Source organism: Lacticaseibacillus suihuaensis, from assembly GCF_054785075.1.
Map to the genome: position 1 here is coordinate 78,304 of NZ_BAAGBJ010000002.1, position 24,825 is coordinate 103,128.

A 24,825-nucleotide genomic window follows, 5' to 3' on the forward strand; every position below is an offset into this window, starting at 1 on the left:
GAACGGTTCATGGTCACCATGGGGCGTTTCGCCTTCGCTTATCCGCCGCGTAGTCATTCCCAAATCGAAAAGGAGTCAAAGACATGACGAACACCAATACCAAAAGACGGCTGATGCCGCGGTTCAAACACCCGTGGCTGTACATCATGCTGATTCTGCCGGTCATCTACTTCCTGATTTTCTGTTACGGTCCAATGTACGGAATCGTGATCGCGTTCAAGAACTACTCACCGGTACTCGGGGTCTTCAAGAGCCCCTGGGTCGGCATGGCGCAGTTCACCCGCTACTTCCAGTCCAACTACTTCATGGAAACGCTGATCAACACCCTGCGGCTCAGCCTGTACAGCCTAGTGGTCGGCATTCCGCTGCCGATCATCTTGGCGGTGATGTTCAACGAGCTGAAAAACAAGCGGTTCAAGGCCATCAGCCAAACCATTTCTTACGTGCCAAACTTCATCTCCGTCGTCGTTGTCGTGGGGATGGTGCTGTTCTTCACCTCCCCGGTCGACGGGGTGTTCAACACCGTTTTGAGCTTCTTCCACATGCACAAAGTCGACTTCATGGGCTCGACCAGCATCTTCCCGCATGTGTACGTCTGGTCCGGCGTCTGGCAAGGGGTCGGTTGGGGGACCCTGATTTACACCGCGGCCATGTCCGGCATTCCCCAAGACCAGTACGAGGCGGCTTACCTCGATGGCGCGACCAAGATGCAGACCATCTGGCACATCACGCTGCCTTCGATCAAGCCGACCATCGTAATCAACTCGATCCTGGCCGCCGGCGGGGTGCTTGGCGCCGACTTCCAGAAGATCCTGCTGATGCAAAACGACATGAACCTGCCGGTGTCGGAAGTGATTTCGACCTATGTTTACAAGTTGGGGGTCGTCGGTTCGGACTTCAGCTTCTCAACCGCGATTGGGTTGTTCAACAACATTGTCAACTTCGTCGTGCTGATTGCCGTCAACCAGATTGCCAAGAAGGTAGGTGACACGAGCTTATGGTAAACCTGAAAGTAAAAGCCGAGACCAGGGCCGATCGCACCTTCGATGTGGTGAACGTGATCCTGGTCGCCATCATCACACTGCTTCTGCTCTACCCGCTGTGGTTCGTGGTCATGGCCTCGTTCAGTAACCCCCGGGAGATTTTCAAGACGCCCTTGCTGCTGGTGCCGCAGGGCTTCAACCTCGAAGGGTACAAGATGATTTTCACCAACAAGGACATCTGGACCGGGATGCGCAACTCGGTGATCTACACCGTGCTGGGGACCTTGGTCAACCTGGTGATGACCACGCTGGCCGCCTACCCGCTGTCGCGGCGCGAGCTGAAGGGGAAGGGGCCACTGACCTTCTTCTTTACCTTCACCATGTTCTTCTCCGGTGGCCTGATTCCTTCCTACTTGCTCAACCAGATGCTGGGCATCGTCAACACGGTGTGGGTGATGGTCATTCCAGGCGCCATCAGCGTCTACAACATGATCATCATGCGGACTTACTTCGTCCAGAGCATTCCCACCGAGCTTGAGGAAAGTGCCTACCTGGACGGCGCGTCGGACATGCAGCTGTTGATCAAAATCGTGCTGCCGCTGTCGACGCCGATCATCGCCGTCATGACGATGTTCTACGGGCTGGGTCGCTGGAACAGTTACTTCGATGCGATGATCTACCTGTCCAACCGCAGCCTGTTCCCGTTGCAGCTGATCCTGCGCGAAATCCTGATTCAAAACCAGACGCTGGCCAACAACAGTCAGCTTTTGACGACCAACACCATGGACACGATCAGCCAGTCCAAGGAGGCAATCAAGTACGCCTCCATCGTGATCTCGACGTTGCCGATTCTGGTGCTGTACCCGATCACGGCCAAGTACTTCGAAAAAGGGATCATGCTGGGTTCCGTGAAGGGTTGATTGGCGCCGCTCGCGGCGTCGCCACAGGCGTGTGACGGCGCCTGTGGGGTTCGGGGTGTGTGACCGAACCCATGCGGCGCCGCGGCGACCCCATCACCGCCTGAGCCAAGCGTGACGGCTCGTGGCACTATCGCAATCGTGGATCACAAGCGGATCCGGAAGGGTGAGATTATGGCAGCTTTTGTCTATCGGTTTTGCAGTTACTACCTGAACTTGCTGGTGCTCAACGTCTTGACCTTGGTCGGGATCTTGGCCGGCGGGGTGGTACTGGGCTTTTTCCCGGCCATTCTCAGTGCGATGTCGTTGTATCGCAAGTTCCACCGCGACTTCAACTCGTACTTCAAGTTCCGCTTCATGGTCAAGCTGTACGTTGAGCGGTACCGGGCCAACTTCTGGGCGGCCAACCTGCTGGGGCTTCAGGTCCTGGGGATTGCGGCGCTGTTGTACCTAGAATTTCGGATGACCACGCTGCTGACTGATCCGGTCACCGTGTTCTTCCGGTACGTGCTGGACGTGGTGATCGTGATCAGCGTGATCAGCTTCCAGACGCTGTTGGCGCTGTATGCCTACTTCGACTTGCCGAAATCGCGCTACATCCTGCAGGCCTACCTGGTCACCTTGACCAGCCCGGTGCAGCTGGCGGCCATTTTGGCCTTTCTGGTCGGCTTCTACGTGGTGTTCCGCTTCCTGCCGGCGTTCTTGCTGCCGGTGTTCATCACGGCGCAACTGGCCGGGACCTTCCACATTCTGCACAAGCGGTTCCGCCACCTGGCCGAGTTGAGCAAGCAGGTGAGCCCGGCGGCCTGACCGCCGACGGGTTGCAGGGCCTGTGGCGATCGCGCTATCGTCACGGGCCCTGTTTGTTTGAATAAAAAAGCATTGAGGAGGCACTTATGTCAAATTTACGCTGGGGCATCATCGGCTTGGGGCGGATCGCCCGTGAGTTCGTGGCGCAGTTTCCCGCCGGCCAGACCCTGTACGGCTGTGCCGCGTCGGCCCCTGAGCGAGCGGTCGCCTTTGCCAAGGACCTGGCCGTGCCGCATGTGTACGACAGCTACCAGACGCTATGCGCCGATCCGGCCATCGATGTGGTGTACATTGCAACCACCCACGACTTTCACGCTGGCAACATCCGCCTGGCGCTTGAGGCCGGCAAGCACGTGCTGTGCGAAAAACCGATTACGCTCAACGGCCGTCAGCTGGCGGCGCTGACCGCGCTGGCCGCCAAGAAGCGGTTGGTGCTGATGGAGGCGCAGACGATCTACCACATGCCGCTGTACCAGGCCATCGCAGGTTTTGCCAAAGACCACGCGGTGGGGCCCCTGCGGCTGGTTCAGGCCAGCCTGGGCGAGCAGGTGCCGGTCAATCTTGAGGATCGCTTCTACAACCCGCAGCGAGCCGGCGGGGGTCTGCTGGACATGGGCATCTACCCGCTGAGCTTGGCGCGGCGCTTCATGACCGCCAGGCCGGAGCTGGTCGCGACTGCGGCCACCAAGGCCGTCACCGGGGTGGATCTCACCAGCACGTTGGTGTTGACCAACGCGCAAGGCGAGCAGGCGGTGTTGGTGACCAGCCTGGCGGCGCGGCTGCCCAACCGCGCCTACCTGACCTTTGCCAGCGGCTCTTTTGAGATCATCAACTTCGGTCGGGCGGCGCAGGCGACCTGGCTACCCAACGCTGGCGAGCCGGTGACCGTCAGCGCCGGGGCCACCAGCCTGGCGATGGGCTATGAGGCGCAGGCGATGGCTCAGGCCGTCGCGACCGGCGCTAACCCCACCGCGGTCTGGACCGCCGACACCATGGCGGTGATGGACGCCGCTCGCGGCGAGTGGGGGCTGCGCTATCCTGGGGAGGATTAGCGCAAGCGACATATCTTTGGAGGTGAGAGCATGCAGGAAGTGAAAAGCCGGGTGCAGGCCGAAAACGAGCAGCGCATCCTGCTTGAGGTGTTCAACCGCAAGCTGACGTCGCGTAGCCAGATTGCAAGTGCCAGCGGCATCAACAAGGCCACGGTGTCGGCGCTGGTGGCCGACCTGCTGGCGGCCGGGCTTTTGCGCGAACGCGGCCAGGGCCAAAGCACCCAGCTCGGGGGGCGGCGGCCGACGCTTTTGACCATCAACTGGGACCTGGGTTACGTGGTCAGCGTCGGCTGGGGCAAGACGACGCTTGACCTACTGTTCGCCCGGCTCAACGGCACGGTGTTGACGACGGCGCAGCTGCCGATCGCCGGGATGGCCGCGGCGGCGGTACTTGAGCTGATTGTCGCGCAGGTTGCGGCGTATCCGCGCCACCAGCGGCTGCTGGGCATCGTCGTGGCCGTGCCGGCGGTGGTGGACCGCGAGCGACCGGTAGCCACGGGTTTTCCGGGGCTTGCGGCACTCGATCCGGTTGGGGCCCTGGCGACGCGCTTCCGGGTGCCGGTTCGCCTCCACGCGACGGCCGACCTGGCGGCAATTTATGTGCGAGATTTTCAGCGCCGCGGGGCCGGTGAGGACCTAGTTTGTCTCAGCACTACGGACACCGTGGCCGCCGGGATCATCATCGGCGGCGAGCTCTACACCGGCCATCGCCACATGGCCGGGGCGGTCGGCACGGTGGCCCGGCCACGCGGCGCTAACGCGGGTCGCACCGGCGGGACCGCGGATTGGTCGGGCGAAGCCTTGGCGCGGTCGGGTGAGGTCTCGGACCAACCAGGCGAAACCGCGGCGCGATCGGGTGAGGTCCTGGCCCGACCTGGCCGAGCCGCGAAGCAGCCAGGCGAAAGCTGCCCGGGGCCCTTGGTGGGGCAGCCGGTGCTGTCGGAGTTCGCGCTGCGGCAGGCGGTGGCCCAAAGGCTAGGCGACGGGCCCTATACGACGGCGGCCATCGCGCAGCTGGCGACCGCTCGCAACCCGATGGTGACGGCCTTGGTCGGCGATTTTTGCCGGGGGTTGGCGGCGGTGATATTTAATCTCGCCACGGTGCTTGGCCCGGCCCGAATCGTGGTAAACTCCCCATTGGTGGCCGCGATGCCGCGGCTTTTGGGGGAGCTGCGCAACCTGCTGCCGACCACGATTCGCACGACGGTCATCTTGACCGCCGTCACCGGGGTCGATCACTGCGAGCTGCTCGGCGGCTGCTCGGTGATGGCCCACGCGCTGCTCGGGGTGGCCGACAATCGGCTGACCATGGGCGCGGCTGTTACGCAAGACACACAATAGGAGGTTTGAGATGTTCAAAGTTGTTCAATCCACCGCCACCGCGACCTGGCAGACGCTGCCGGCCGCGGCCGCAGACGGCAGTCCGGAGACGCTCGGCGTCGCCGCCATTTCGCCGCGCCCGTTTTGGGGCTTTGGCACCTGCTTCAACGAGTTGGGGATGGTCGCGCTGCAAAAACTCGCCGCGACCACGCGAGCGACGGTGCTCGACGCGCTGTTCGCCCCGGCCGGCGACTTACACCTGCAGATCGGCCGGCTGCCGGTCGGGGCCAGCGATTACGCCGTGGACTGGTACAGTCACGACGACGTTCGCGGCGACTACGATCTGGCGCATTTTAACATCGACCGCGACCACCAGTGGCTGTTGCCCTACATCCAGGAGGGGCTGCGCCGCAACCCTCAGCTGACGCTGTTCGCGTCGCCGTGGTCGCCGCCGGCCTGGCTGAAGTACCCGGCGGTGTACAACTACGGCCACCTGAAGGCCGACCCGCGCAGCCAGCAGACCTACGCCAACTACCTGGTTCGCTTCCTGCAGGCCTACGCGCAGGCCGGAGTCCCGATCGCCCAGCTGCACGTGCAAAACGAGGTGGTGGCGGATCAGAAATTCCCGTCCTGCGTCTGGTCCGGACCACAGCTCGCCACTTTTATCGGCGACTACCTCGGCCCCGCGATGACCGCCGCCGGCCTGGGTACGGCGCTGTGGCTGGGCACGATCAACTCGGCGGATTACGCGGCTTTTGCCGGCACGGTGCTGGCCGATGACAAGGCCCGAGGCTACATCCGCGGCGTCGGCTACCAGTGGGCCGGCAAGGCGGCGCTGCAGCAGACGGTCGCGGCCTACCCACAACTCGACTACCTGCAGACGGAAAACGAATGCGGGGATGGCCAAAACAGCTGGGCATACGCCGAGTATGTGTTCGACCTGATGCGCCACTACATCACCAACGGGGTGGCCGGCTACACTTACTGGAACGCGGTGCTTGAAACCGGCGGCGAAAGCACCTGGGGCTGGCACCAAAACGCGATGATCTCGGTGGATTCGACCACCGGCACCGTCACTTACAACCCCGAATTCTACGTGATGAAGCACGTCGCCCATGCGGTGCAGGCCGGGGCTCACGCGCTATCGCTGACCGGGCCGCTGGCCGGCAGCGCCCTGGGCTTTGAAAACCCGGATGGCAGCCGGGTGGCGGTGATCAGCAACCCGCTTGCGGTCGAGCGGCGGGTGACGGTGGCCTTGGGCGGCGCGGCCCAGCTTGGGCGGGTGACCGGCGCCGTGGCCGCGGCTAGGACCGATAACGGGGCCGAGACCGGGAACGCGGCTAGGACCGGGTCGGCGGTGACGGTGACCCTGGCGCCGCACAGCTTCACCACCGTGGTCAGCGCAGGCTAAGCACATGGTTGACCGTGCCGGACGCGCGGTCGGAGATGATGGAGGGGACTATGACAGTTTTCACAGCAGGGACGGATTTTCTCGAGTGGCGGGTGCAAACCGAAACCGTTCGCCTCACCGCCTGGGGCGCCAACAGCCTGCGGGTGGTGAGCCGCCCCAACGGCGAGCTGAACCTGGCCAGCCCGGCATTGCTTGGGCCGACCCAGGCGGCGACCGTGACGATCGAGGCGACCCGCGCGACGATTCAAAACGGTTCGCTGACCGCGGTGGTTGACCTGACGCACAACGGCGGCGGTCAGCTGTCGTTTTACGATGACCAAGGCAAGCTGTTGCTCAAGGAGGCCGACGACGGCGGGGCCCTGATGCACCGGGCCCGGGATTTTCAGCCGCTGGGCGGCGGCGATTGGCGGCTGAAGGCGACCTTTCAGTCGGCGCGAGACGAGCGGCTCTACGGCATGGGTCAGTATCAGCAGGACTTCTTTGACCTCAAGGGCTGCAATCTGGAGCTGGCGCAGCGCAACTCGCAGGTGACGATTCCGTTTTACCTTTCGGATCAAGGCTACGGCTTCTTTTGGGACAATCCGGCGGTCGGCTCCGTCTCCTTTGGACGCAACACCACCGAGTGGCGAGCCGACAGCACCGCCCAGCTGGACTACTGGGTGACCGCCGGCGCCACGCCCGAGCAGATTGTGACCCAGTTCACCGCCGTGGTCGGCCGAGCCCCGGAGATGCCCGAGTACGGGCTGGGCTTTTGGCAGTGCAAGCTGCGCTACGCGACGCAGGCGGAGGTTTTGGCCGTGGCGCGTGAGTACCACCGGCGCCGGGTTCCCATCGACGTCTTGGTGATCGATTACTACCACTGGCCACGCTGCGGTGACTACCGCTTCGATCCCGACGCGTTCCCGGACCCCGCCGCGATGACCGCCGAGCTGCACGAATACGGCATCAAGCTGATGGTTTCGGTGTGGCCGCAGATCGACGTGCGAAGCGAAAATTACGCGGAGATGCGCCAAAACGGCCTGCTGGTTCAGACCACCCGCGGCCCGGATGTCCAGATGATTTTCCACGGCAACAACGTGTTCTACGACCCGACCAACCCCCGGGCTCGCCGCTACGTCTGGGACAAGGTGAAGCGCAATTACCTGGACCAAGGCGTCGATTTGTTCTGGCTGGACGAGGCGGAGCCCGAGTTCGGCACCTACGACGCGGCGCTGTACCGCTACCACGAAGGCGCTGTGCTGCAGGTCGGCAATCTCTTCCCACGCGAGTACGTGCGGGGGTTCGCGGAGGGCCAAACGGCGTTGGCGGCCCAAGGCGACACGGCGACCGCAAGCGATGCGGCGGTGGGGCAGTTGGCAGACGCAAGCGCTGTGCCGACCGCAACCCAATCGGTCTCGCACCAGGCGGCCGTGACTCAGGTGTCCGCAACACCGGCTGCTGAAACCCCGGCGGCCGCGCCACAGCCGGCGTTGCGCCCGGCCGTCAACCTGGTTCGCTGCGCCTGGGCCGGCAGCCAGCGCTACGGGGCGTTGGTCTGGTCCGGAGACGTTCATTCCACCTGGCAGGATCTGCGCAATCAGATGGTGGCGGGGCTTCAGATGGGCATCGCCGGCATTCCCTGGTGGACGACGGACATCGGCGGGTTCCACGGCGGCCAAGCCGCGTCGCCGGCGTTTCAGGAACTTTTGATCCGCTGGTTCCAGTACGGCGCCTTTTGCCCCGTCATGCGCATTCACAGGGCCCGGCAGCCGTTCTCTAAGGTCTACAAGGCCAGCGGTGAGGAAACCGAGGGCGAAGGCGCCGCCAACGAGATCTGGAGCTTCGGTGAAGCCAATTACGCGATCATGAAAAAATTCATCCTGATCCGCGAGAAGCTGCGGCCGTACTCGCGCCAGGTCATGCACGAGGCCCACACGCAGGGACTGCCGGTCATCCGCCCGTTGTTCATGGCGTTTCCGGCCGACGCGGCGGCCTGGGACGTGGCCGATGAGTACCTGTACGGGCCCGACATCCTGGTCGCCCCGGTGACCACGCCGGGGTCAACGCGCCGCGCGGTTTACCTGCCGGCCGGCGCGACCTGGACGGATGCCCGAGACGGCCGCCAATATGCAGGCGGCCAAACCATCACCGCCCAAGCGCCGCTTGAGACGCTGCCGGTGTTTCTGCGCGACGGCCAGCCGACCGTGCTGCAAGGTGAGCTGTGACGGTAGCTAAAAAACGGGTTGGTCATCGCCGGTGCATCCGGTATACTGGCCTTGTCAACTAACGCAAAGCGAGGCCAAAAACATGGCGGAATTTCAGACAATCGACGACTATGTTCAGTTCTGGCAGACCTGCACCGTGCCGCAGCTTCAGGCCATCGCCAAGGAGCACATGGGCGGCTTCGATCCGGTGGCGGATAAGGCGGCGCTGGTCGCTGACCTGAAGCGGGGGATGGAGGCGTGGTGCGAGCAGCACGACGAGGCGTAGGTACTGCGCGGCCCTGCGAGATTGGTCAAAGTTATGTCAACCGCAGACAGTCAAAGTTATGTGAACTTGTTTGAAACATATGCACGAAACCGAGTAGTCAAAGTTATGTTAACCTTCAGCGGCCGCCAAATACGCCGATCGGTCAAAGTTATGTCAACCGACATCGGCTCGGATTATCGTAGGCTGTCGTCAAGAAGGACCGCTCAGAAGTGGGTGGCCCTTTTTAGCGGCCATCGCGGTCGGGGTCGTCAGTCGATTGGGTGAGCGTAAAATTTGACGACTGAAATGACAGGTCTTACTCTGGTTTCAGATGATTATCTTAGGACGGGGAGGCGGCTGCGATCACAGCCGCAGCACGGCCACCGTCTATGGGGAACGGTCCGGGACATAAGCATTCCCAGTACCCCACTCATGCCATGCCGAACCAGGCAACAACGCCGACGTTTTCGTGCAACGGCCCCCTCCGATTGGGACCGACCACCAGGGTGTGGACCACCACCCACCGGCCGCATTTTTGCCCCGCCTACTCGCCATGCGAGGTAGCTGCGGCGGGGCATTGACCGGTGGCTTGTACCACCTGTACCAAGCGGCATCGTAGCTTGCGCAAGCGCCGGGTCGCGATCGCCGCGTCCTCGCACCAACCAGCAAGAACACCGAGGCCGCCGCGCGTTTTTCCCCCGCGGTGGCTTCGGCGCGTCCGGCGCGGTCTGTGCCGGATGTTTTTGACCACCGCTCAAAACGGGTTCCCCCGCGTCGCGCCGCCAATGGCCGGTGCGACGCGGGGGAACCCGTTTGACGTGACGCTGTGGCTCAGTTGACCTCCAGCCAGTCGGCGTCGAGCCGCGGGGCAAGCGCCGCGCAGTCCGGCCGGTCCAGGTAAAAGAAGGCGGTGGAGGCGATGTCGTCTTGCTGGGGGAGGTAGCGGCCGCCGCTGCGCCAGCCCAGCGACTGCAGCGTGACGCGCAGCCCGGTGGTGAAGCGAATCGGATCCAGCACGTGCCAGCGGTACAGACCAAAGCGCTGCTGGCTCTGGTACAGACCATCCGGCTGAATCACCTGCGGTAGGCCGAGAAAGGCGGTCGAGTAACGGCCGTACTGGCCCTGCGGCTGCTCGAAGTTCCACGCACCGCCGAAGTAATCCTCGGTGCCGGTGCCGCAGATGGTCGGAAACTCGCGATCGCCGTCGAGGTAAAATTTCATCTCGCCTTCGCCCCACCAGCCGGCGCTGTTGCTTTGGTAGGCCAAGTACGTGCCGACAAAATGCCCCGTGCCTTCGATCTGCGGCAGGATGGGGTGGACCGCCTTTGCGGCCAGCGGGTGGCTGCGGTGCCAGTAGGCCTGAAAATAAAGGCACGGCGCCGCGACCTTTTCCAGCGCGTAGTCGATTTGGTAGTACAGCGGCAGCGCTTCGTCGCCCAGGTTAACGATTGTGACCGTCGCGTGGGTCAAAAACGGCATCTCCCAGTAGCAGTTCATGCCGCCGGCCGGGTTGACCGCTACCGGCAGCGAGTTGACGTTGCAGCGCGTGTTCCACCCATTGCAAAAGAAATCCCCGTACGGTACTCGGACCCCGGGCAAGGCGGCGTCGTCCCAGGTGAATTCGAGCACCAGGCTGCGCCAGTGGGCGGGAAAACAGGTCATCCAGATGTGCTTGATCGCGCCTTGGCCGGTGATGTCGGCGAGGGTGGTGGTGCTGTGCGGCGCCAGTTCGACGGAAGGGGAGACCTTCCAGCCGACGCCGAGCTCTCGGGCCGCGGCGGCGCCGGTGCCGGTGGTGGCGCGACCGCCGCCGCCGGGTTCGCCGGTCGGATTTTCGGCGGAAATCGAGCGGCTCAAGGACGCCTTGGCGTGGGTCAATTCGGAAAGTAGGGACATGTCAGAACCTCCTTAGATTGGGGAAAAGCGACTTGGTGAGGCGTGGACCGACCGGTGGCCGTCACAGCGGCGCCAGCGGTGAGGTTTCCCAGTCGTAGACGTCGTGGCGGTGGCCATCGGTCCATACCTGTGGGTAGCGCCCGTCAAGCACCGACACCGGCGCGTAACGGGCGGTTTGCGCCACGTTTTGCGCGAAGGCCTGAGCAACTGCCGCCGCTTGCTCGGCGGGGAGCTTGCTGAAGTCGCAGGAGACCAGCAGTGGGGTGCCGCTGTTGGCCAGCAGATTCAGCCACTGGCGGTTTTGGGTCCAGTCAATGTCCGGAGTGAGCCCCACGCAATCCGCGTCGGCGAGGTAAAACGTCCGGTGCTGCGGTAGTCGCATGGCCAGCGAGTTGACGCCCATCGCGACGGTACGACGGAAGCTGCGGCCGCTGGTGTCGTCGCCGATGCGCATCAGGTCGATGAAGCCGGCCGCGAGGTGGCCGACCACGTTGCAGCCGTTGAGCAGAATCGCTCCCGCGGCCTCCCGGATTGCCCGGTAGAAGTTCTTCACAATCTCGGCGGTGGTGTGGGTCTGATCCTGAAACTGCAGCGGCCCTTGCGCGTAGTCGAGGCCCATCGTCGGCCCCCACTGGGCGAACACATCGACGGTGGAAAAATCGAACTTGATCAGCTCAAAGCCCCAGTCGCCGAAGCGCCGCACATCGGCCTGCACCGCCGCCAGCACGGCCGGGTCGCTGATATCCAGCGTGAAGGCGTCGCCGTCTGGGCGCAGCGCATGGGGGTGCAGCGCCGCCGTTGTGGTCAGAAGGGGGCGAAACCACAAGCCGGGCCGGGCACCGGCGGTTTTGATGGCCGCCGCCACCGCGGCCATGTCGCCGAACTTGGCGTTACCACCGGTCCAGGGACCGCCGTTGTAGGCCGGGCTGTGGTCGACCTGCCAGCCGTCGTCAACCACGCACCACGGCCGGACCGCCAGGCCTTGGCACAGCGTCGCTACGGCCTTGGCGTTGTGGATGACATCTTCGCGGTTGTTGTCCCCGTAGGCGTAGTACCAGTCGTTGGTGCCGATTACCTGCGGCAACATCCGCGGTCGATGCGCCTGGTTCAGCCGTGTACAAAACGCCGTGAGGGCCAACAGCGGGTCGCCGGCGGGGCCCGTGAAGCTCACCACCTCACAGCATGGCAGCTGGCGATCGCCCAGCAGAAGCGGCCGGGTGCCGCTGCGCAGATCCAGCCACAGTATCGTGGCCGTGTTCGTCACGGTCCAACTGCACAAGGCGTTGGGTTGCGTGGCCACACCCAGGCAGCGATTGCCCGTCGGCCCGTGTTCGACGAAGTACCAAGGATACACGGCGGCCTCGTCGAGCGGCGTGAAGCGTAGCTCACCGTAAGCCCGTTCAAAGGCGTCGCCCATGAACAAGGCGCCGGGCTGCGGCTTGCGTGGCCAGGTCAGGCGTAGCCGCTGCAGCGGTTGGTCGGCGGCGGTAATTGCGACGGCCAGGCTGTTGAAAATACCGGTGAGGGTTGCGGCCGCGGTGGTTGTGGTCGCCGTCGTGGTGACACTGACGCCATCGGTTGCCCAGTGGTCGCCGCGGTGGGTCAGCTCCTGCCAGGTGCCATCGGCGAGCTGGACGGTCATGTGGTTTGGATCAAAAGTCATGTTGCACCTCCAAAATTGGTTGTCGAGAAGCGATTGTTGGGTCTAGTTCACAGGAGAATCAAATCGCAGTTGCGCCGGTCGCTGGACGAAGCGGGGTGCCACGGTGAAGCCGCGACGCGCTGCGGTGAGCCGTGTGTTTCACGTGAAACGAACGGTCACCGTTTTGGTTGAGGGGGGACGACGGGGCTGGACAGCAGGGGGCGAGACGTGTAAGCTTCAGCCTTGAAGAAAGCGTTTTTAAAAACCAAAAGGAGCAGTTCACATGACCTTACAACAAGACTTGGCTCGCATCGACGCGGTGATCGCCCAGGGTCCGTACCAGGCGACCTGGCAGTCGCTGGCGCAATACGCGGTACCGGCGTGGTACCGCGACGCGAAGTTCGGTATTTTCATTCACTGGGGCGTCTTTTCGGTGCCGGAGTTTGGCAGCGAGTGGTACCCGCGCAACATGTACATGCAGGATTCGCCGGAGTTTGCTCACCACCGCGCGACTTACGGCGATCAGCGCGAGGTCGGCTACAAGGACCTGATCCCCAAGTTCACCGCCGCCAAGTGGGATCCGCAGGCCTGGGCCGATCTGTTCGCGGCGGCCGGCGCCAAGTTCGTGGTGCCGGTGGCCGAGCACCACGACGGGTTTCAGATGTACCGTAGTGAAATCTCGCACTACAACGCCTACGAAATGGGGCCGCACCGCGACGTCGCCGGTGAGCTCAAGCTGGCGTTGAACCAGCGCGGCCTGGTCTACGGCGCCTCCTCGCACCGCATCGAGCACTGGCACTTCCTCGGCCATGGTCGTGAATTCCCGAGCGATATCCACGACCCACTGCACCGCGGCGACCTGTACTGGCCGGCGCAAAAGGAGCCGGCGGATTCGCTGGACATCACCACGCCGCAGCCTTCCGAGGAATACATGCAGGACTGGCTGGTGCGGTCTTGTGAAATTGTGGACCGCTACCAGCCGCGTGAGATGTACTTCGACTGGTGGATCGAGCAGCTGGCGATGAAGCCTTACCTGCAGCGTTTTGCCGCCTATTACTACAACCGCGCGGCGCAGTGGGGCATCGTGCCGGTGATCGCCTACAAGTTCGACGCCTTCGCCTTCGGCACCGCGCTGCCCGACGTCGAACGCGGCCAGTTCGCGGACGTCCAGCCCTACGCCTGGCAAACCGACACCGCCATCGCGCGGAACTCGTGGTCCTGGACCCCGGGCAACGATTACAAAAAGGCGCCGGAGGTTCTCTGCAACCTGGTCGATGTCGTCAGCAAGAATGGCAGCCTGCTGCTGAACGTCGGCCCCCACGCCGATGGCACCATCGCCCCGGAGGAAAAGTCGCTGCTGCTGACGGTCGGTGCTTGGCTTAGAATCAACGGCGAGGCCATCTACGGCTCCCGCCCGTGGCGCAAGCCGGCGGAAGGCCCCACCGCGCCGGTCGGCGGCAGCTTCGCCGACAGCAAGGCGATCGCCTACACCGACCAAGACTTTCGCTTCACGGTTAATGACGGCAACCTCTACGCCATCGCGCTGAACCCGACGCCGGGGCATGAGATGTGCATCACATCACTGCGGAGCCCCCACGACCACAACTACGACGGCGTGGACTTCCACGGCGGCATCGAGTCGGTCACCGTGCTCGGCGCCGCCGGTGAGACCAAGTGGCACCGCGATGCGGCGGGGCTGCACGTCGCCGCGGCCTGGCCGGCGGATGGGCTGCCGGTAGTGGTAAGGGTTAAGGTGAAGTAGGCGCTTACGACGAACGAAAACGGTCTGTATCGAGGTTTGCGCGAAGCAAACCTCGGTATGGACCGTTTTTTTAGGCTTGAGTGTGAGTCCAGTCGAAGCCGATGGCTTTCAGCCACTGGGCAGTAATTAGCATGTGCCCTTTGATGTTGGGATGAACGCGATCCGCACTCAGGATATAGCTTGAATTGTGCTGTAAATACGCATCGATGGCGGCCTGAATATCAAGATAGTGGCAATGATTCTTAGCTGCTAGAGACTCAGCGACTTGACGATATTGATCGACCATCTGCCGCATCGGCTCGCTCTCCTGGGGGATGAACATGAAGGGACTCATGATGGTTAAAGCCTTGACGTGTGGTTGCGTGACATCGATCATCCAAGAAAGGTTTTTCGTGTAGAGCTCGCTTGAGACAAGATCATTCGGATGGTAGAACGTGGAATCAAAGTGGCGCCAAACGTCATTGATGCCAATCAAAATCGTCACGTAGTCTGGTTTGCGATCGAGGACATCGGTTTGCCAGCGATCGACAAGAGAGGCGGTGGTATTACCGTTCACCCCCTGATTCTCGACCATAATTCGGCGTTCCGGGTAAATCGCCGTCAATGCAGCACTGATGAGAGTAGGATAGCCATCGCCTAATGATTCGGCTGTTCCTGGGAGAGCTTGATAGTCGCGGCCGGCATCCGTGACAGAGTCGCCGACGAAGAGCACTTTGCTGTTGGTTTCTAAAATCATTTCACTTCTCCTTAGCTAAGATTGGTTGGACAGCTCACGGACTGAGTTTCCCTTAATCAGGTGATAAGGCAGCGTGACTTTCTTGATGGTGTCAGGTGCTGCGAGTTTCATCATCATCAGCGCCATCGCGGCCTGGCCGATTTCGAACTGAGCCTGTTGAATGTGAGTGATGACGAAGGCGTTCTCGTCGTAAACGTTGACTTCCGGACCGTCGAAGCAAACCAGCGAGTAATCCTCTGGGATGCGCTTGCCCATTCGTGCGATGGCGCTTGAGACCAACGAGGCGATGTTATACTCCGTTGCAATGACGGCCGTAATGCGAGGATTTCGTTCCAGGTACCTCACGATATTTTCAATGTCCGCTTCGATTGGCGTCTTGGAATCGGGAATGACGGATTCGACGGTCGATAGAATCTGCTCCTGACTGACGGCCATGTTTTCGTCAATGTGGGCGGAGAGAAAGCCATTCACACGCTTATCAATTGTGGTGACGGGTGAATCCGAAGTGACGATGCCAATGTGCCGATGCCCCTTCTGCAGCAAAAATTTCGTTAAGTCACTGGCAGCGGTGGTGTTGTCGGTCGTGACGCTGCAAATCGGTAAGTCGGACATCATGCGATCGAGGACAACGATGGGGAAATTTTTGGAAATCAGCTTGAGAATCAACGGCGAGGTGTATTCGGAGGAAGACGGCAAAATGATCAAGCCGTCGACGCCCATTTCGAGCAGTTCGCGAATCTGCTTATCCTCCTGCGTGGGTTCCCCGTAGCTGATTTTGGTGACAACGTTGACGGGATGATCGTCGTAGGAAATTAGACTGCGCAGGATATCGGTTCCGAAGACATCAGTGAAGTTCGTGACGACTAGACCAATTGTGACGTTTTTGGTGTCGGGACTCGCACTGATAACAGCGGCCTGACTGGTAACAATGGTGCCTCGCCGCGGCTTTCGAACGACGAAACCCTGATCTCTGAGCATGTCTAGGGCTTTTTTAATCGTGATCGTGCTGACGTCGAATTGTTCGGCTAGTTCCTTTTCGCTTGGCAATTTTTCGTGAAGCTTATACTGGTTGCCAGTAATCGAGAGCTTGAGTCGTTCGTAGACCGTTAAGTACAGTGGCTTTGCCAAGTTGTCACCTCCTGCTATTCCATATTAAATATAATATATATCCGTAGACTGGAATTAGCAACGAAATTTTTGAGAGAATTGCGATGCCTTGCTCTGCCTGCTTTCATGAGCTTAACAAAGCGCTAATTTGAACACCCCTAAATAAAATGGCAAAGAAAGCGTTGACATTGGGGCTTGGCCAAAATATAATTCACTTGTGATATGTGGTCGTGCCAATTAGCATAATCAATATATCAGAAGTACATATAAGCTGAAGGGGGTGGAAAAATGGAACTGACAAAGCGTCGGCCGCGTCGGCATCACTCGCAAAACGAGCAGCAAAACATCGCGTATCTGTTCATTCTCTTGCCAGTCGTCTTGCTCTTGCTTTTCGCTGCGATTCCGATCGTCATGGCTCTTTTTTACAGCTTCACGGACTACAACGTGGTGGAGAAGCCCAACTGGGTTGGCTTTTCCAACTTTGCCAAAATTTTTAAGGATGAGTACTTCTTCATCGCGTTGAAGAACACTGCAATTTATACAGTTCTATACGTACCACTTGGGTTGGTCACGTCGCTAGGGGCGGCGATGATCCTCAACGCGCATCATAAGGGGACCGGCATTTTCCGGACACTGTTTTACCTGCCTGTGCTGGCATCAAGCGTTGCGAACGCGACGATTTGGTACTGGCTGCTGAACCCGCAGTACGGGTTGTTCAACAAAATTCTGGGCTTCTTCGGCGTCAATGGGCCAGCATGGCTGTACAGCTCCAAGTGGGCGATGACCGCGATTGTCATCATGAGTGTTTGGATGAGTTTTGGCGGTAACATGATCATCTTTCTTGCGGGACTGCAGGGCATCGGCCCTGACCTGTACGAGGCGGCGGAGCTGGATGGCGCGACGGCCTGGGAACAGTTCCTGCACGTCACTTGGCCGCAGCTGTCCAAGACGACGTTCCTGGTGACCACGCAACTGCTGATCGGGGCGTTCCAGGTGTTCGATCAGGCCTACATGCTGACGAAGGGTGGACCCGGGAACTCAACGATTACACTGGTCTACTACATCTACAACAAAGGGTTCGGCGGACTCAACATGGGCTACGCCTCGGCACTTTCGTTTGTTCTGTTCATGATCATCTTCGTCTTTTCTGCCATTAACATGAAACTTAACCGCGAGGGCGAATAGGGGGCGCGTGATGAAAAGCTTGAAAAAGAAAAAGATGGTCAACCGCATTCTCTGGTACGTCGCGGTTACGCTCATCAGTCTCACCACAGTGCTGCCGTTTGTCTGGACGATCTCGACCTCACTGAAGAGCGGGGGTGAAATCCTCGGCGGCAGTATGAACATCATTCCCAAGCACTTCACCTTGGAAAACTACAAGGAAGTGTTCGCAACGATGCCGTTCCTCAACTACTTGAAGAACTCTCTGATTCTGGCGGTCGGCGGCGTTTTGACGAACCTGTTCTTCGGTGGCCTGGCGGGTTACGCGTATGGCCAGTTGCACTTTCGGGGGCGTAAGGCCAGCTTCATGATATTCCTCGGATCGATGATGATTCCAGGGATTGTCACGATGATTCCAACGTTCATGGTTTTGCGTAGCTTCCCGCTGATGGGAGGGAACAACATCTTTGGCCAAGGCGGTCTGGGATTGATCAACTCCTATTGGGCGATTCTTTTGCCAGGGGCTGCCGGGGCGTTCGCCATCTTCTTCATGAAGCAGTTCTTCGAGGCGCTGCCGAGAGAGCTTGGCGAAAGTGCGCGAATGGACGGCGCCGGCGAATTCAAGATCTTCTGGCGGGTGTACTTACCGCTTGCAAAACCGGCGCTGACAACGCTTGGGATTTTAACCTTCCAATCCGGCTGGAATTCCTTCATGTGGCCGATGATTGTTTTGAATGCGGACAGCATGAAGACGGTTCAGGTTGGGTTGGCGGCGTTCCAGTATAACCACAGTACGAACTATGGGCCTTTGATGGCCGGTACCATCTTAGCAACATTACCGATTTTGATTCTTTTCATTTTTGCTCAACGTAATTATGTTCAAGGCATGGCTGAGTCTGGGATTAAATAGGAATGGAGATTGAATAAGATGAAAAAATTACTTACGGCATTGGCAACGGTAGCCGCGGTAGGGACGCTGGCTGCATGTGGGAGCTCAACCAGCAAGGATTCTTCCGGCAAAAAAGAGCGCCAGACCATCACGATGTGGGGGGCCTGGAGCGGCAAGCAGATCAAGCAACTGAATGAGTTGATTGGTCAGTACAACAAGAGCCAGGATAAGTACACGGTCAAATACAAGGTTCAAGATCAAGTTGAGCAGAAGCTGCTGACTGGGATTGCCGGCGGTGAAGTGCCCGATGTCATCCTGTGGGATCGCTTCCAGACCAGTGTCTACGCCAAGAAGGGTGCCTTGATGGACCTGTCTGATCTGATTAAAAAAGACAAGGTCAACATGAAGGACTTCTATCCCGAAACCGTTAAGGAAATGAATTACGAAGATAAGCAGTACGGTGTGCCACTGCTTGTCGACAACCGTTCGCTGTTCTACAACAAGAAGCTTCTTAAAGAGGCAGGCGTAGAGCCGCCAACAACTTGGGCCGAGCTTGAGAACGTTGCGAAGAAGACAACTAAGTGGGAGAACGGCAAGCTTGTCCAGGCCGGCTTCTCTCTGAACGACGTTGGCCTGTTCAGTCAGTGGATCAGCGCTGCCGGTGGGTCTGTTCTCAACAAGAGCCAAACGAAGACGGCCTTCAACTCCGAACAGGGGAAGACGGTTCTGAAGTTCTGGAACAAGCTGCTGAATGTCGATAAGGTTTACCAGCAAGGCTTTAACGATGGGACGGATCAGTTCGCTGCCGGCAAGGTTGCGATGGTTTACAACGGCCCATGGGCATTGGCTGATTACGACAAAGTAGACGGCCTTGATTACGGGATTGTTCAGCCGGTGGCCGGCCCTAACGGTGACCACGGTGCCGGTACTGGTGGTTTCGGGCTTGTCATTCCTAAGACGGCTAAGTACAAGGATGGTGCTTGGGACTTCATCAAGTGGTGGACTACCAAGCCGGAAAACGGTGTTGAGTTTGCGAAGATCTCGGACTGGCTGCCTGCTAACATGACGGCCGCCAAGGATGACTACTTCAAGAGCCCTAAGTACAAGGCCTTCATCCAGGCAATGAACTACGCAAAGATTCGGCCAAACGTGATGGGTTACGCCGATGTTGAAACCCTCGCCCTGATTCCACAACTGCAGAACTTTGTTGCAGGCAAGACAAGTGCTGACAAAGCGCTGGCCAATGCACAAAAGCAAGGCGACAAGATTCTCAAGGAAGCTAAGTAGTTCCGGACGGAGGAGAGACATGACATATTCGCACTACGCAGACATTGGCCAGCAGAGTCTCGACGACTTTTACCTGTCGAAGGACCCGATCCAGCTGTACAACAATGCCTACCCAATTACGGATCTGCATCAAAACGATGTGTTCAACTACTGGTGGATTGCGCACCTTGTCGATGTTCGCCTGGATGCCTATCTGCGAACCAAAGATACCAAGTACCTTGAGCTTGCGGAGCAGACCTACGACTATAACAAGACGCGCAATCACGGGACACTGCTGCATGTCTACTACGATGACATGCTGTGGAATGCGCTGGCGGCCCTGCGTCTGTTTCAAATCACGGGTAAGTCGGGCTATCTCGATGACGCCAAGATGGTGTGTGACGATATCTTCCGCACCGCATGGAACGACAACATGGGCGGCGGCTTTGCCTGGACGCGTATGCAGCTCGATTACAAGAACACGCCAGCGAACGCGCCGGTGATGATTCTGGCCCTTCGTCTGTATCAAATCGAGCCGGATTCGAAGTATCTTGAGATGAGCAAGCGTGATCTTGAGTGGATGCGTCGCGTCCTAGTTAATCCCGATACCTTGTTCGTGGAAGATGGGATTAATCGAAACAAGGACGGGCAAATCGACACGCAATGGCAGTTCACCTACAACCAAGGGGTTTATATCGGCGCCTTGCTCGAATTCTACCACGTGACGGGCGAACAGACTTACCTGGATCAAGCGACTCAATGTGCCCATACGTCACTAGACGTGCTTGTTAAAAACGGTGTCTTCGCCGATGCCGGGGACGGTGGTGATATTGGCCTGTTCAAGGGCATCCTGTACCGGTACATGACCCTTCTGATCAAGGAAACCGGTGATGAAACGTTGGCGGCGTTCACCCGCGCTAGCTGCGACATCCTCATTGATCACGGGATGACAGATGATGGAAAGCTGTTGGCGCCGCGTGACTGGCACGATGCAGAACCGACGTTACCGCTTGATTTATCGGATGAAATCGGGGCAGTCATGTCGCTTGAGGCCGCAGCGGCACTTGAGTAGTCTATAAAGAACAATGGTGGTTACATGAAATTCGTTGATTACGCCGATTGTGGTCAGACCAGTCTGGATACCCTTTTCCACTCGGATGACCCGCGGCAGTTCATGAACAATATTTACCCGCTGGAGTCGGCGGAGCAAAACCGCGTCTTCAACTATTGGTGGATTGCGCATCTCGTGGACACCCGAGTTGACGGTTACCTTCGCACTCAGAGCCACGCCTACCGCGACGGTGCGGTCGAGGCCTACCAGTACAACAAGAAGCGCAACTACAACAGCCTGATTCACGAGTACTACGATGATATGCTGTGGAATGCGCTGGCCGGGCTGCGACTGTACGAGGTGACGGGGCTGACGGCGTGTCTGGATGACGCGAAGGAAGTCTGTGCCGACCTGTTCGACACCGCGTTCAACCTGACGGCCGGCGGTGGCTACGCGTGGAAACGCTCGCAGATCAACTACAAGAACACGCCGGTCAACGGACCGCTGATGATTCTGGCGCTGCGCCTGTATCAGCTGGACCCCAAGCCGGAGTACCTGAAGAACAGCCTCGACATCCTTCACTGGCTGTACTTCACGCTGGTTGATCCCGAGACGGAATTCGTCAACGACGGGATTAACAGCCGTAACACGATGGCCGTGGACCCTTGGGCGTTCACCTACAACCAAGGCACGTACATCGGGGCGTTGGTCGAGTTTTACAATGTCACCAAAGATCGGCGCTACCTGGATCACGCGCTGAAGTGTGCCCACACGGCAATTGACCGGTTGGGTGCCACCGGCATTCTACTGGACGACGGTGACGGCGGTGACATCGGCCTTTTCAAGGGCATTTTGTACCGCTACCTCGTCTTGTTGTACAAGGCGACGCATGAGACCTTCATCGCCGACTTCATCACGAAGGCGGTCAAGGTCTTGGTCGACAATGACTTTGAGGGCGAGACGCTGATGGCGGATCGCAACTGGCAGCCGTATGAACCTGGCAAGGCCATTCCGCTGTCTGATGAAATTGGCGCTGTGATGTCGCTGGAAGCGGCGACGGCGTTGGAACGTTATAACCAGTAAACATCCGAAGCATTAGGATCCGTAACTGGGTTCCCCGGCGGGTACGCCGGAGGGGGTGTGCCGTAACGGGCGTTGCGGCACACCCCTTTTGTATACGCGGCCCGGCAAGGCTTGGCCACGAGATGGATTGCAAGATGGAAGAGAAGGTGCAAGACGTGTTGAATGAAAAAAAGCTCGCGCAGCAGATTAGACTGATTCAGGATTATTGGGCCAACCAGTACAAGGACCGCTTTGCGGCGACCATGACCCGCGATGAGCGGCCGACACACACCGCGATGCCGGCGCCGGCCGACTGGCAACCTTTCAAGCCAGGTGCGACGTTTGCCGGGCGTGATGCCTACTACTGGGTTCGCTTCGAGGTGCCGGTGCCGGCACTGCGGGTCGGCGAGCAGTACCGGATTGACGTGCAGATGCTGCGCAACAACGACAACGGCCGTTCTGCGGCGGAAGGGTTAGTTTTTGCCGACGCCGCGCCGATCCAGGCGGTTGACTCGAACCACCGCGACATCATGCTGGATTACGAGTACAGTGGCCGCACGGTGCTGATTGCCATTTGTTTTTGGACCGGACTGGACGGCAGTGAGCTGTATCCGGAGCCGACCTTCACCTACGTGGCACTGGCCGGGGGGCGGTTCGACAAGCCGGGATACCAATGCTTCCGCTACCTGGATGTGATGCTGCAGTGCGTTCAAGAGCTCGATGACGACGAGCCGTTGAAGTATGCCTACCTGAAGGTGTTGGAGCAGAGTGTCGCGCAATTCGATTGGGCCCAGATGACCCCGGCGGCGTTCAATGCGGCGGTGGCCGCGGTCAACGACCTGATTCATCAATTTCTTCAGGCGCATGCCGGCGAGAAGAAGCAGTTCAGCATCGCCGCCATCGGGCACACGCACATCGATGTCGCCTGGCTCTGGCGGCTGAAACACACGCGGGAGAAAACGGCGCGGTCCTTTGCCACCGAGCTCAGCCTGATGAAGCACGACCCGGACTACGTGTTCATGCACAGCACCCCGCAGGTCTACGACTACATCAAGCAGGACTATCCGGCGCTGTACGAGCAGATCAAGGCACGGGTGGCCGAGGGCCGCTGGGAGGCCGATGGGGCCACGTGGCTTGAGCCGGACATGAACATTCCGTCCGGCGAGGCGCTGACGCGTCAGTTCCTCTACGGCAAAGCCTTTTTCGGTGAGCAGTTCGGCGCCGAACAAAGTGTGCTGTGGCTGCCGGATGTCTTCGGCTACTCCGCGGCGTTGCCGCAGATCATGCTGGGGTTTGGCGTGAAGAACTTCATGACGACCAAAATCAGCTGGAACGACACGAACCGGATGCCGCACGACACCTTCAATTGGCGCGGCATTGACGGCAGCGAAGTGCTGACCTACTTCATCACGACGGTTGATCAGGATTGGGACTACCACGACACGTCGCGCTTTTCGGCCACGTACAACGGTCAGCTGACGCCACACACCGTGATGGGCAGCTACCACATGTACCGGGACAAGGCGCTGAACGACAACTTGTTGCTGGCGTTCGGCTACGGCGATGGCGGCGGTGGGGCGACGCCCGAGATGGTCGAAAACGAGACAATCATCAATCAGATGCCGGGGCTGCCGACGGTCAAGCCGACGCGCGTCGATGACTTTTTCAAGCAGCTGCACCAGACCATTGCGGCCAGCACACAGCCGCTGCCGGCCTGGGCAGGGGAGCTGTACCTGGAGTACCACCGCGGCACCTACACCTCGCAGGCGCGGGTCAAAAAGGAAAACCGGGTACTCGAATTCGCGATGCGAGCCCTTGAGCTGCGCTACACGACGGCGCATGTGACGCACCAGGTGCCGTACCCGACGACCGAGCTGAAGGATTTGTGGCACCTGATTTTGCGCAATCAGTTCCACGACATTCTGCCGGGCTCTGCGATTCACGAGGTGTACGAGGACAACGCGGCCGAATACCGGCAGGCGTTCGCCCAGATCAAGGAATTGAACGACCGGCTCACCGCAAGCCTGACCGCAGAAGCGCCGGATGCTGCCGTGGTGACGAACGCGAACGCGTGGCCGCTGGCGGGGCAGGTGACGCTGGCGCAACCGCAGACGGGCCATTACGAAACGGCCACTGGAACGCCGCTGCCGGCGGTTCGCGAAGGGGATGCGCTGGTGGTGGCCGTGCCGCCGGTGCCGGCTTTGGGGCAGCTCGCGCTTCGCTTCGTGCCGTCGGCTGCGGCCGCTGCGGCGCCGCTGGCCACGGTCGGTGAGCGTCAGATTGAAACACCCAACTATGTCATCGCTTGGGCGGCGTCCGGCCAACTGACGCGCGTCTACGACAAGGTCAACAGCCGCGAGGTGCTCAACGAAGGCGGCGGCAACGTCTTGACCGCCTACGAGGACCGGCCGGTTGACTGGGATAACTGGAACATCGATGGGGACTACCCGGCTAAGTCAACCGTGCTGGCCGCCAGCAGCGTGGCGGTGACCACCAACGACGCGGCCAAGGTGGTGGTCACGTTCAGCTACACCTACCACCACTCCACCATCACGCAGCGCATGACGCTGCAGGCCGCATCGCGGCGGATCGATTTTGACACCCACGCGGATTGGCACGAGAATCACGTGCTGCTGCGAACCGCCTTTCATGTCACCGTCGCGGCCGATCAGGCGACCTTCGACATCCAGTACGGCAACGTGAAGCGGCCGACGCACCACAACACGTCTTGGGATTCGGCGCGGTTCGAGACGGTCGGGCACAAGTGGGGCGATCTGTCCCAGCCGGATTACGGGGTTGCGCTTTTGAACGATTCCAAGTACGGCTACCAGATCACCCGCTCGACGCTGTCGCTGTCGTTGATCAAGTGCGGCACCAGTCCGGATCCGACGGCGGATCAAGGGGCGCATCAGTTCACGTACAGCCTGTTGCCGCACCAAGGCGACTTCGTGCAAGGCGAGGTGGAAGCCACCGCGATGGCGTTGAACGTGCCGCTGACGGTTCAAACTCAAACTGCCGAGGCTCAGGCACCGCTCTTTGCGTTTGCCGACGCGGCGCATCCGGTCGCCGTCGACGCCGTGAAGCTGAGCGAGGATCAGCAGGCCGTGGTGCTGCGGCTGCATGATTACACCGGCGCGACGCAGACACTGCGGGTGCGGGCCAACTTCGAAACGGCAGCGGTAGCCCAGGTGAGCTTGGCCGAGCAGTTCGAACGCAATCTGGCGGCCGATGCGGACGGCTGGGTGACGTTGACGCTTGCGCCGTACCAGATCGTCACCCTGGCCTACACGCCAATCAGCAGGCATTGAGGAG

General features: G+C 60.1%; 19 protein-coding genes. 15 read left to right on the plus strand and 4 right to left on the minus strand.

Annotation, left to right across the window (positions count from 1 at the left end; genetic code table 11):
* Positions 1 to 83: 83 nt before the first annotated feature.
* The 8 genes from ACYVRZ_RS02865 to ACYVRZ_RS02900 all read left to right on the plus strand — a co-directional run bounded on the left by ACYVRZ_RS02865 (position 84) and on the right by ACYVRZ_RS02900 (position 8,962).
* A complete protein-coding gene (locus ACYVRZ_RS02865) occupies positions 84 to 1,004 on the plus strand; it encodes an ABC transporter permease (protein ID WP_262315954.1) in 921 nt (306 codons plus the stop codon).
* On the plus strand, positions 998 to 1,903 hold the full coding sequence (locus ACYVRZ_RS02870) for a carbohydrate ABC transporter permease (RefSeq protein WP_461224637.1): 906 nt from the start codon (positions 998 to 1,000) through the stop codon (positions 1,901 to 1,903). The genes ACYVRZ_RS02865 and ACYVRZ_RS02870 overlap by 7 nt, the downstream gene beginning before the upstream one ends.
* Positions 1,904 to 2,074: 171 nt before the next feature.
* On the plus strand, positions 2,075 to 2,710 hold the full coding sequence (locus ACYVRZ_RS02875; RefSeq protein WP_461224638.1) for a DUF624 domain-containing protein: 636 nt from the start codon (positions 2,075 to 2,077) through the stop codon (positions 2,708 to 2,710).
* An 86-nt stretch (positions 2,711 to 2,796) separates the two neighbouring features.
* Positions 2,797 to 3,762, plus strand: a complete 966-nt coding sequence (locus ACYVRZ_RS02880; RefSeq protein ID WP_461224640.1) for a Gfo/Idh/MocA family protein — start codon at positions 2,797 to 2,799, stop codon at positions 3,760 to 3,762.
* A 30-nt stretch (positions 3,763 to 3,792) separates the two neighbouring features.
* Positions 3,793 to 5,103, plus strand: a complete 1,311-nt coding sequence (locus ACYVRZ_RS02885; RefSeq protein WP_461224642.1) for an ROK family transcriptional regulator — start codon at positions 3,793 to 3,795, stop codon at positions 5,101 to 5,103.
* A 10-nt stretch (positions 5,104 to 5,113) separates the two neighbouring features.
* The gene (locus ACYVRZ_RS02890) at positions 5,114 to 6,493 is read left to right on the plus strand and encodes a glycoside hydrolase family 30 protein (RefSeq protein ID WP_461224643.1); all 1,380 of its coding nucleotides are present in this window, start codon (positions 5,114 to 5,116) and stop codon (positions 6,491 to 6,493) included.
* Between the two features lie 50 nt (positions 6,494 to 6,543).
* Positions 6,544 to 8,697, plus strand: coding sequence for a glycoside hydrolase family 31 protein (locus ACYVRZ_RS02895; RefSeq protein WP_461224644.1), 2,154 nt, complete (start codon positions 6,544 to 6,546; stop codon positions 8,695 to 8,697).
* A gap of 82 nt (positions 8,698 to 8,779) precedes the next feature.
* Positions 8,780 to 8,962 carry a hypothetical protein gene (locus ACYVRZ_RS02900; RefSeq protein ID WP_461224646.1) on the plus strand — a complete coding sequence of 61 codons (183 nt, stop codon included), beginning with the start codon at positions 8,780 to 8,782 and terminating at the stop codon, positions 8,960 to 8,962.
* A gap of 810 nt (positions 8,963 to 9,772) precedes the next feature.
* On the opposite strand, the gene ACYVRZ_RS02905 is transcribed toward ACYVRZ_RS02900, so the two are convergent.
* Positions 9,773 to 10,837 carry a glycoside hydrolase family 172 protein gene (locus ACYVRZ_RS02905; RefSeq protein ID WP_461224648.1) on the minus strand — a complete coding sequence of 355 codons (1,065 nt, stop codon included), beginning with the start codon at positions 10,835 to 10,837 and terminating at the stop codon, positions 9,773 to 9,775.
* A gap of 61 nt (positions 10,838 to 10,898) precedes the next feature.
* Positions 10,899 to 12,500 (minus strand): alpha-amylase family protein, encoded by a 1,602-nt coding sequence (locus ACYVRZ_RS02910; protein ID WP_461224650.1) that lies wholly within the window; start codon positions 12,498 to 12,500, stop codon positions 10,899 to 10,901.
* A 262-nt stretch (positions 12,501 to 12,762) separates the two neighbouring features.
* On the opposite strand from ACYVRZ_RS02910, the gene ACYVRZ_RS02915 reads away from it, so the two are divergent.
* On the plus strand, positions 12,763 to 14,241 hold the full coding sequence (locus ACYVRZ_RS02915; RefSeq protein WP_461224652.1) for an alpha-L-fucosidase: 1,479 nt from the start codon (positions 12,763 to 12,765) through the stop codon (positions 14,239 to 14,241).
* 70 nt (positions 14,242 to 14,311) lie between these two features.
* Here the strand turns inward: ACYVRZ_RS02915 and ACYVRZ_RS02920 are convergent, their stop codons facing one another.
* Positions 14,312 to 14,977 carry an SGNH/GDSL hydrolase family protein gene (locus ACYVRZ_RS02920; RefSeq protein ID WP_461224654.1) on the minus strand — a complete coding sequence of 222 codons (666 nt, stop codon included), beginning with the start codon at positions 14,975 to 14,977 and terminating at the stop codon, positions 14,312 to 14,314.
* Between the two features lie 15 nt (positions 14,978 to 14,992).
* Positions 14,993 to 16,105: a GntR family transcriptional regulator gene (locus tag ACYVRZ_RS02925; protein ID WP_461224656.1), complete on the minus strand. Its 1,113-nt coding sequence runs from the start codon at positions 16,103 to 16,105 to the stop codon at positions 14,993 to 14,995.
* A gap of 267 nt (positions 16,106 to 16,372) precedes the next feature.
* On the opposite strand from ACYVRZ_RS02925, the gene ACYVRZ_RS02930 reads away from it, so the two are divergent.
* The 6 genes from ACYVRZ_RS02930 to ACYVRZ_RS02955 all read left to right on the plus strand — a co-directional run bounded on the left by ACYVRZ_RS02930 (position 16,373) and on the right by ACYVRZ_RS02955 (position 24,821).
* Positions 16,373 to 17,269, plus strand: coding sequence for a carbohydrate ABC transporter permease (locus tag ACYVRZ_RS02930; RefSeq protein WP_461224657.1), 897 nt, complete (start codon positions 16,373 to 16,375; stop codon positions 17,267 to 17,269).
* 10 nt (positions 17,270 to 17,279) lie between these two features.
* Positions 17,280 to 18,155 (plus strand): carbohydrate ABC transporter permease, encoded by an 876-nt coding sequence (locus tag ACYVRZ_RS02935; protein WP_461224659.1) that lies wholly within the window; start codon positions 17,280 to 17,282, stop codon positions 18,153 to 18,155.
* Positions 18,156 to 18,173: 18 nt separating this feature from the next.
* Positions 18,174 to 19,421: an ABC transporter substrate-binding protein gene (locus ACYVRZ_RS02940; RefSeq protein ID WP_461224904.1), complete on the plus strand. Its 1,248-nt coding sequence runs from the start codon at positions 18,174 to 18,176 to the stop codon at positions 19,419 to 19,421.
* A gap of 19 nt (positions 19,422 to 19,440) precedes the next feature.
* Positions 19,441 to 20,472 carry a glycoside hydrolase family 76 protein gene (locus ACYVRZ_RS02945; RefSeq protein WP_461224661.1) on the plus strand — a complete coding sequence of 344 codons (1,032 nt, stop codon included), beginning with the start codon at positions 19,441 to 19,443 and terminating at the stop codon, positions 20,470 to 20,472.
* 24 nt (positions 20,473 to 20,496) lie between these two features.
* Complete coding sequence (locus ACYVRZ_RS02950) at positions 20,497 to 21,534, plus strand: glycoside hydrolase family 76 protein (protein ID WP_461224662.1); 1,038 nt, start codon at positions 20,497 to 20,499, stop codon at positions 21,532 to 21,534.
* Between the two features lie 134 nt (positions 21,535 to 21,668).
* Complete coding sequence (locus ACYVRZ_RS02955; protein WP_461224664.1) at positions 21,669 to 24,821, plus strand: alpha-mannosidase; 3,153 nt, start codon at positions 21,669 to 21,671, stop codon at positions 24,819 to 24,821.
* The last annotated feature ends 4 nt before the right edge of the window (positions 24,822 to 24,825 follow it).

Coding starts and splice junctions, on each gene's coding strand:
- ACYVRZ_RS02865 (WP_262315954.1), top strand. CDS start 84: ATGACGAACACCAATACCAAAAGACGGCTGATGCCGCGGTTCAAACAC.
- ACYVRZ_RS02870 (WP_461224637.1), top strand. CDS start 998: ATGGTAAACCTGAAAGTAAAAGCCGAGACCAGGGCCGATCGCACCTTC.
- ACYVRZ_RS02875 (WP_461224638.1), top strand. CDS start 2,075: ATGGCAGCTTTTGTCTATCGGTTTTGCAGTTACTACCTGAACTTGCTG.
- ACYVRZ_RS02880 (WP_461224640.1), top strand. CDS start 2,797: ATGTCAAATTTACGCTGGGGCATCATCGGCTTGGGGCGGATCGCCCGT.
- ACYVRZ_RS02885 (WP_461224642.1), top strand. CDS start 3,793: ATGCAGGAAGTGAAAAGCCGGGTGCAGGCCGAAAACGAGCAGCGCATC.
- ACYVRZ_RS02890 (WP_461224643.1), top strand. CDS start 5,114: ATGTTCAAAGTTGTTCAATCCACCGCCACCGCGACCTGGCAGACGCTG.
- ACYVRZ_RS02895 (WP_461224644.1), top strand. CDS start 6,544: ATGACAGTTTTCACAGCAGGGACGGATTTTCTCGAGTGGCGGGTGCAA.
- ACYVRZ_RS02900 (WP_461224646.1), top strand. CDS start 8,780: ATGGCGGAATTTCAGACAATCGACGACTATGTTCAGTTCTGGCAGACC.
- ACYVRZ_RS02905 (WP_461224648.1), bottom strand. CDS start 10,837: ATGTCCCTACTTTCCGAATTGACCCACGCCAAGGCGTCCTTGAGCCGC.
- ACYVRZ_RS02910 (WP_461224650.1), bottom strand. CDS start 12,500: ATGACTTTTGATCCAAACCACATGACCGTCCAGCTCGCCGATGGCACC.
- ACYVRZ_RS02915 (WP_461224652.1), top strand. CDS start 12,763: ATGACCTTACAACAAGACTTGGCTCGCATCGACGCGGTGATCGCCCAG.
- ACYVRZ_RS02920 (WP_461224654.1), bottom strand. CDS start 14,977: ATGATTTTAGAAACCAACAGCAAAGTGCTCTTCGTCGGCGACTCTGTC.
- ACYVRZ_RS02930 (WP_461224657.1), top strand. CDS start 16,373: ATGGAACTGACAAAGCGTCGGCCGCGTCGGCATCACTCGCAAAACGAG.
- ACYVRZ_RS02935 (WP_461224659.1), top strand. CDS start 17,280: ATGAAAAGCTTGAAAAAGAAAAAGATGGTCAACCGCATTCTCTGGTAC.
- ACYVRZ_RS02940 (WP_461224904.1), top strand. CDS start 18,174: ATGAAAAAATTACTTACGGCATTGGCAACGGTAGCCGCGGTAGGGACG.
- ACYVRZ_RS02945 (WP_461224661.1), top strand. CDS start 19,441: ATGACATATTCGCACTACGCAGACATTGGCCAGCAGAGTCTCGACGAC.
- ACYVRZ_RS02950 (WP_461224662.1), top strand. CDS start 20,497: ATGAAATTCGTTGATTACGCCGATTGTGGTCAGACCAGTCTGGATACC.
- ACYVRZ_RS02955 (WP_461224664.1), top strand. CDS start 21,669: ATGGAAGAGAAGGTGCAAGACGTGTTGAATGAAAAAAAGCTCGCGCAG.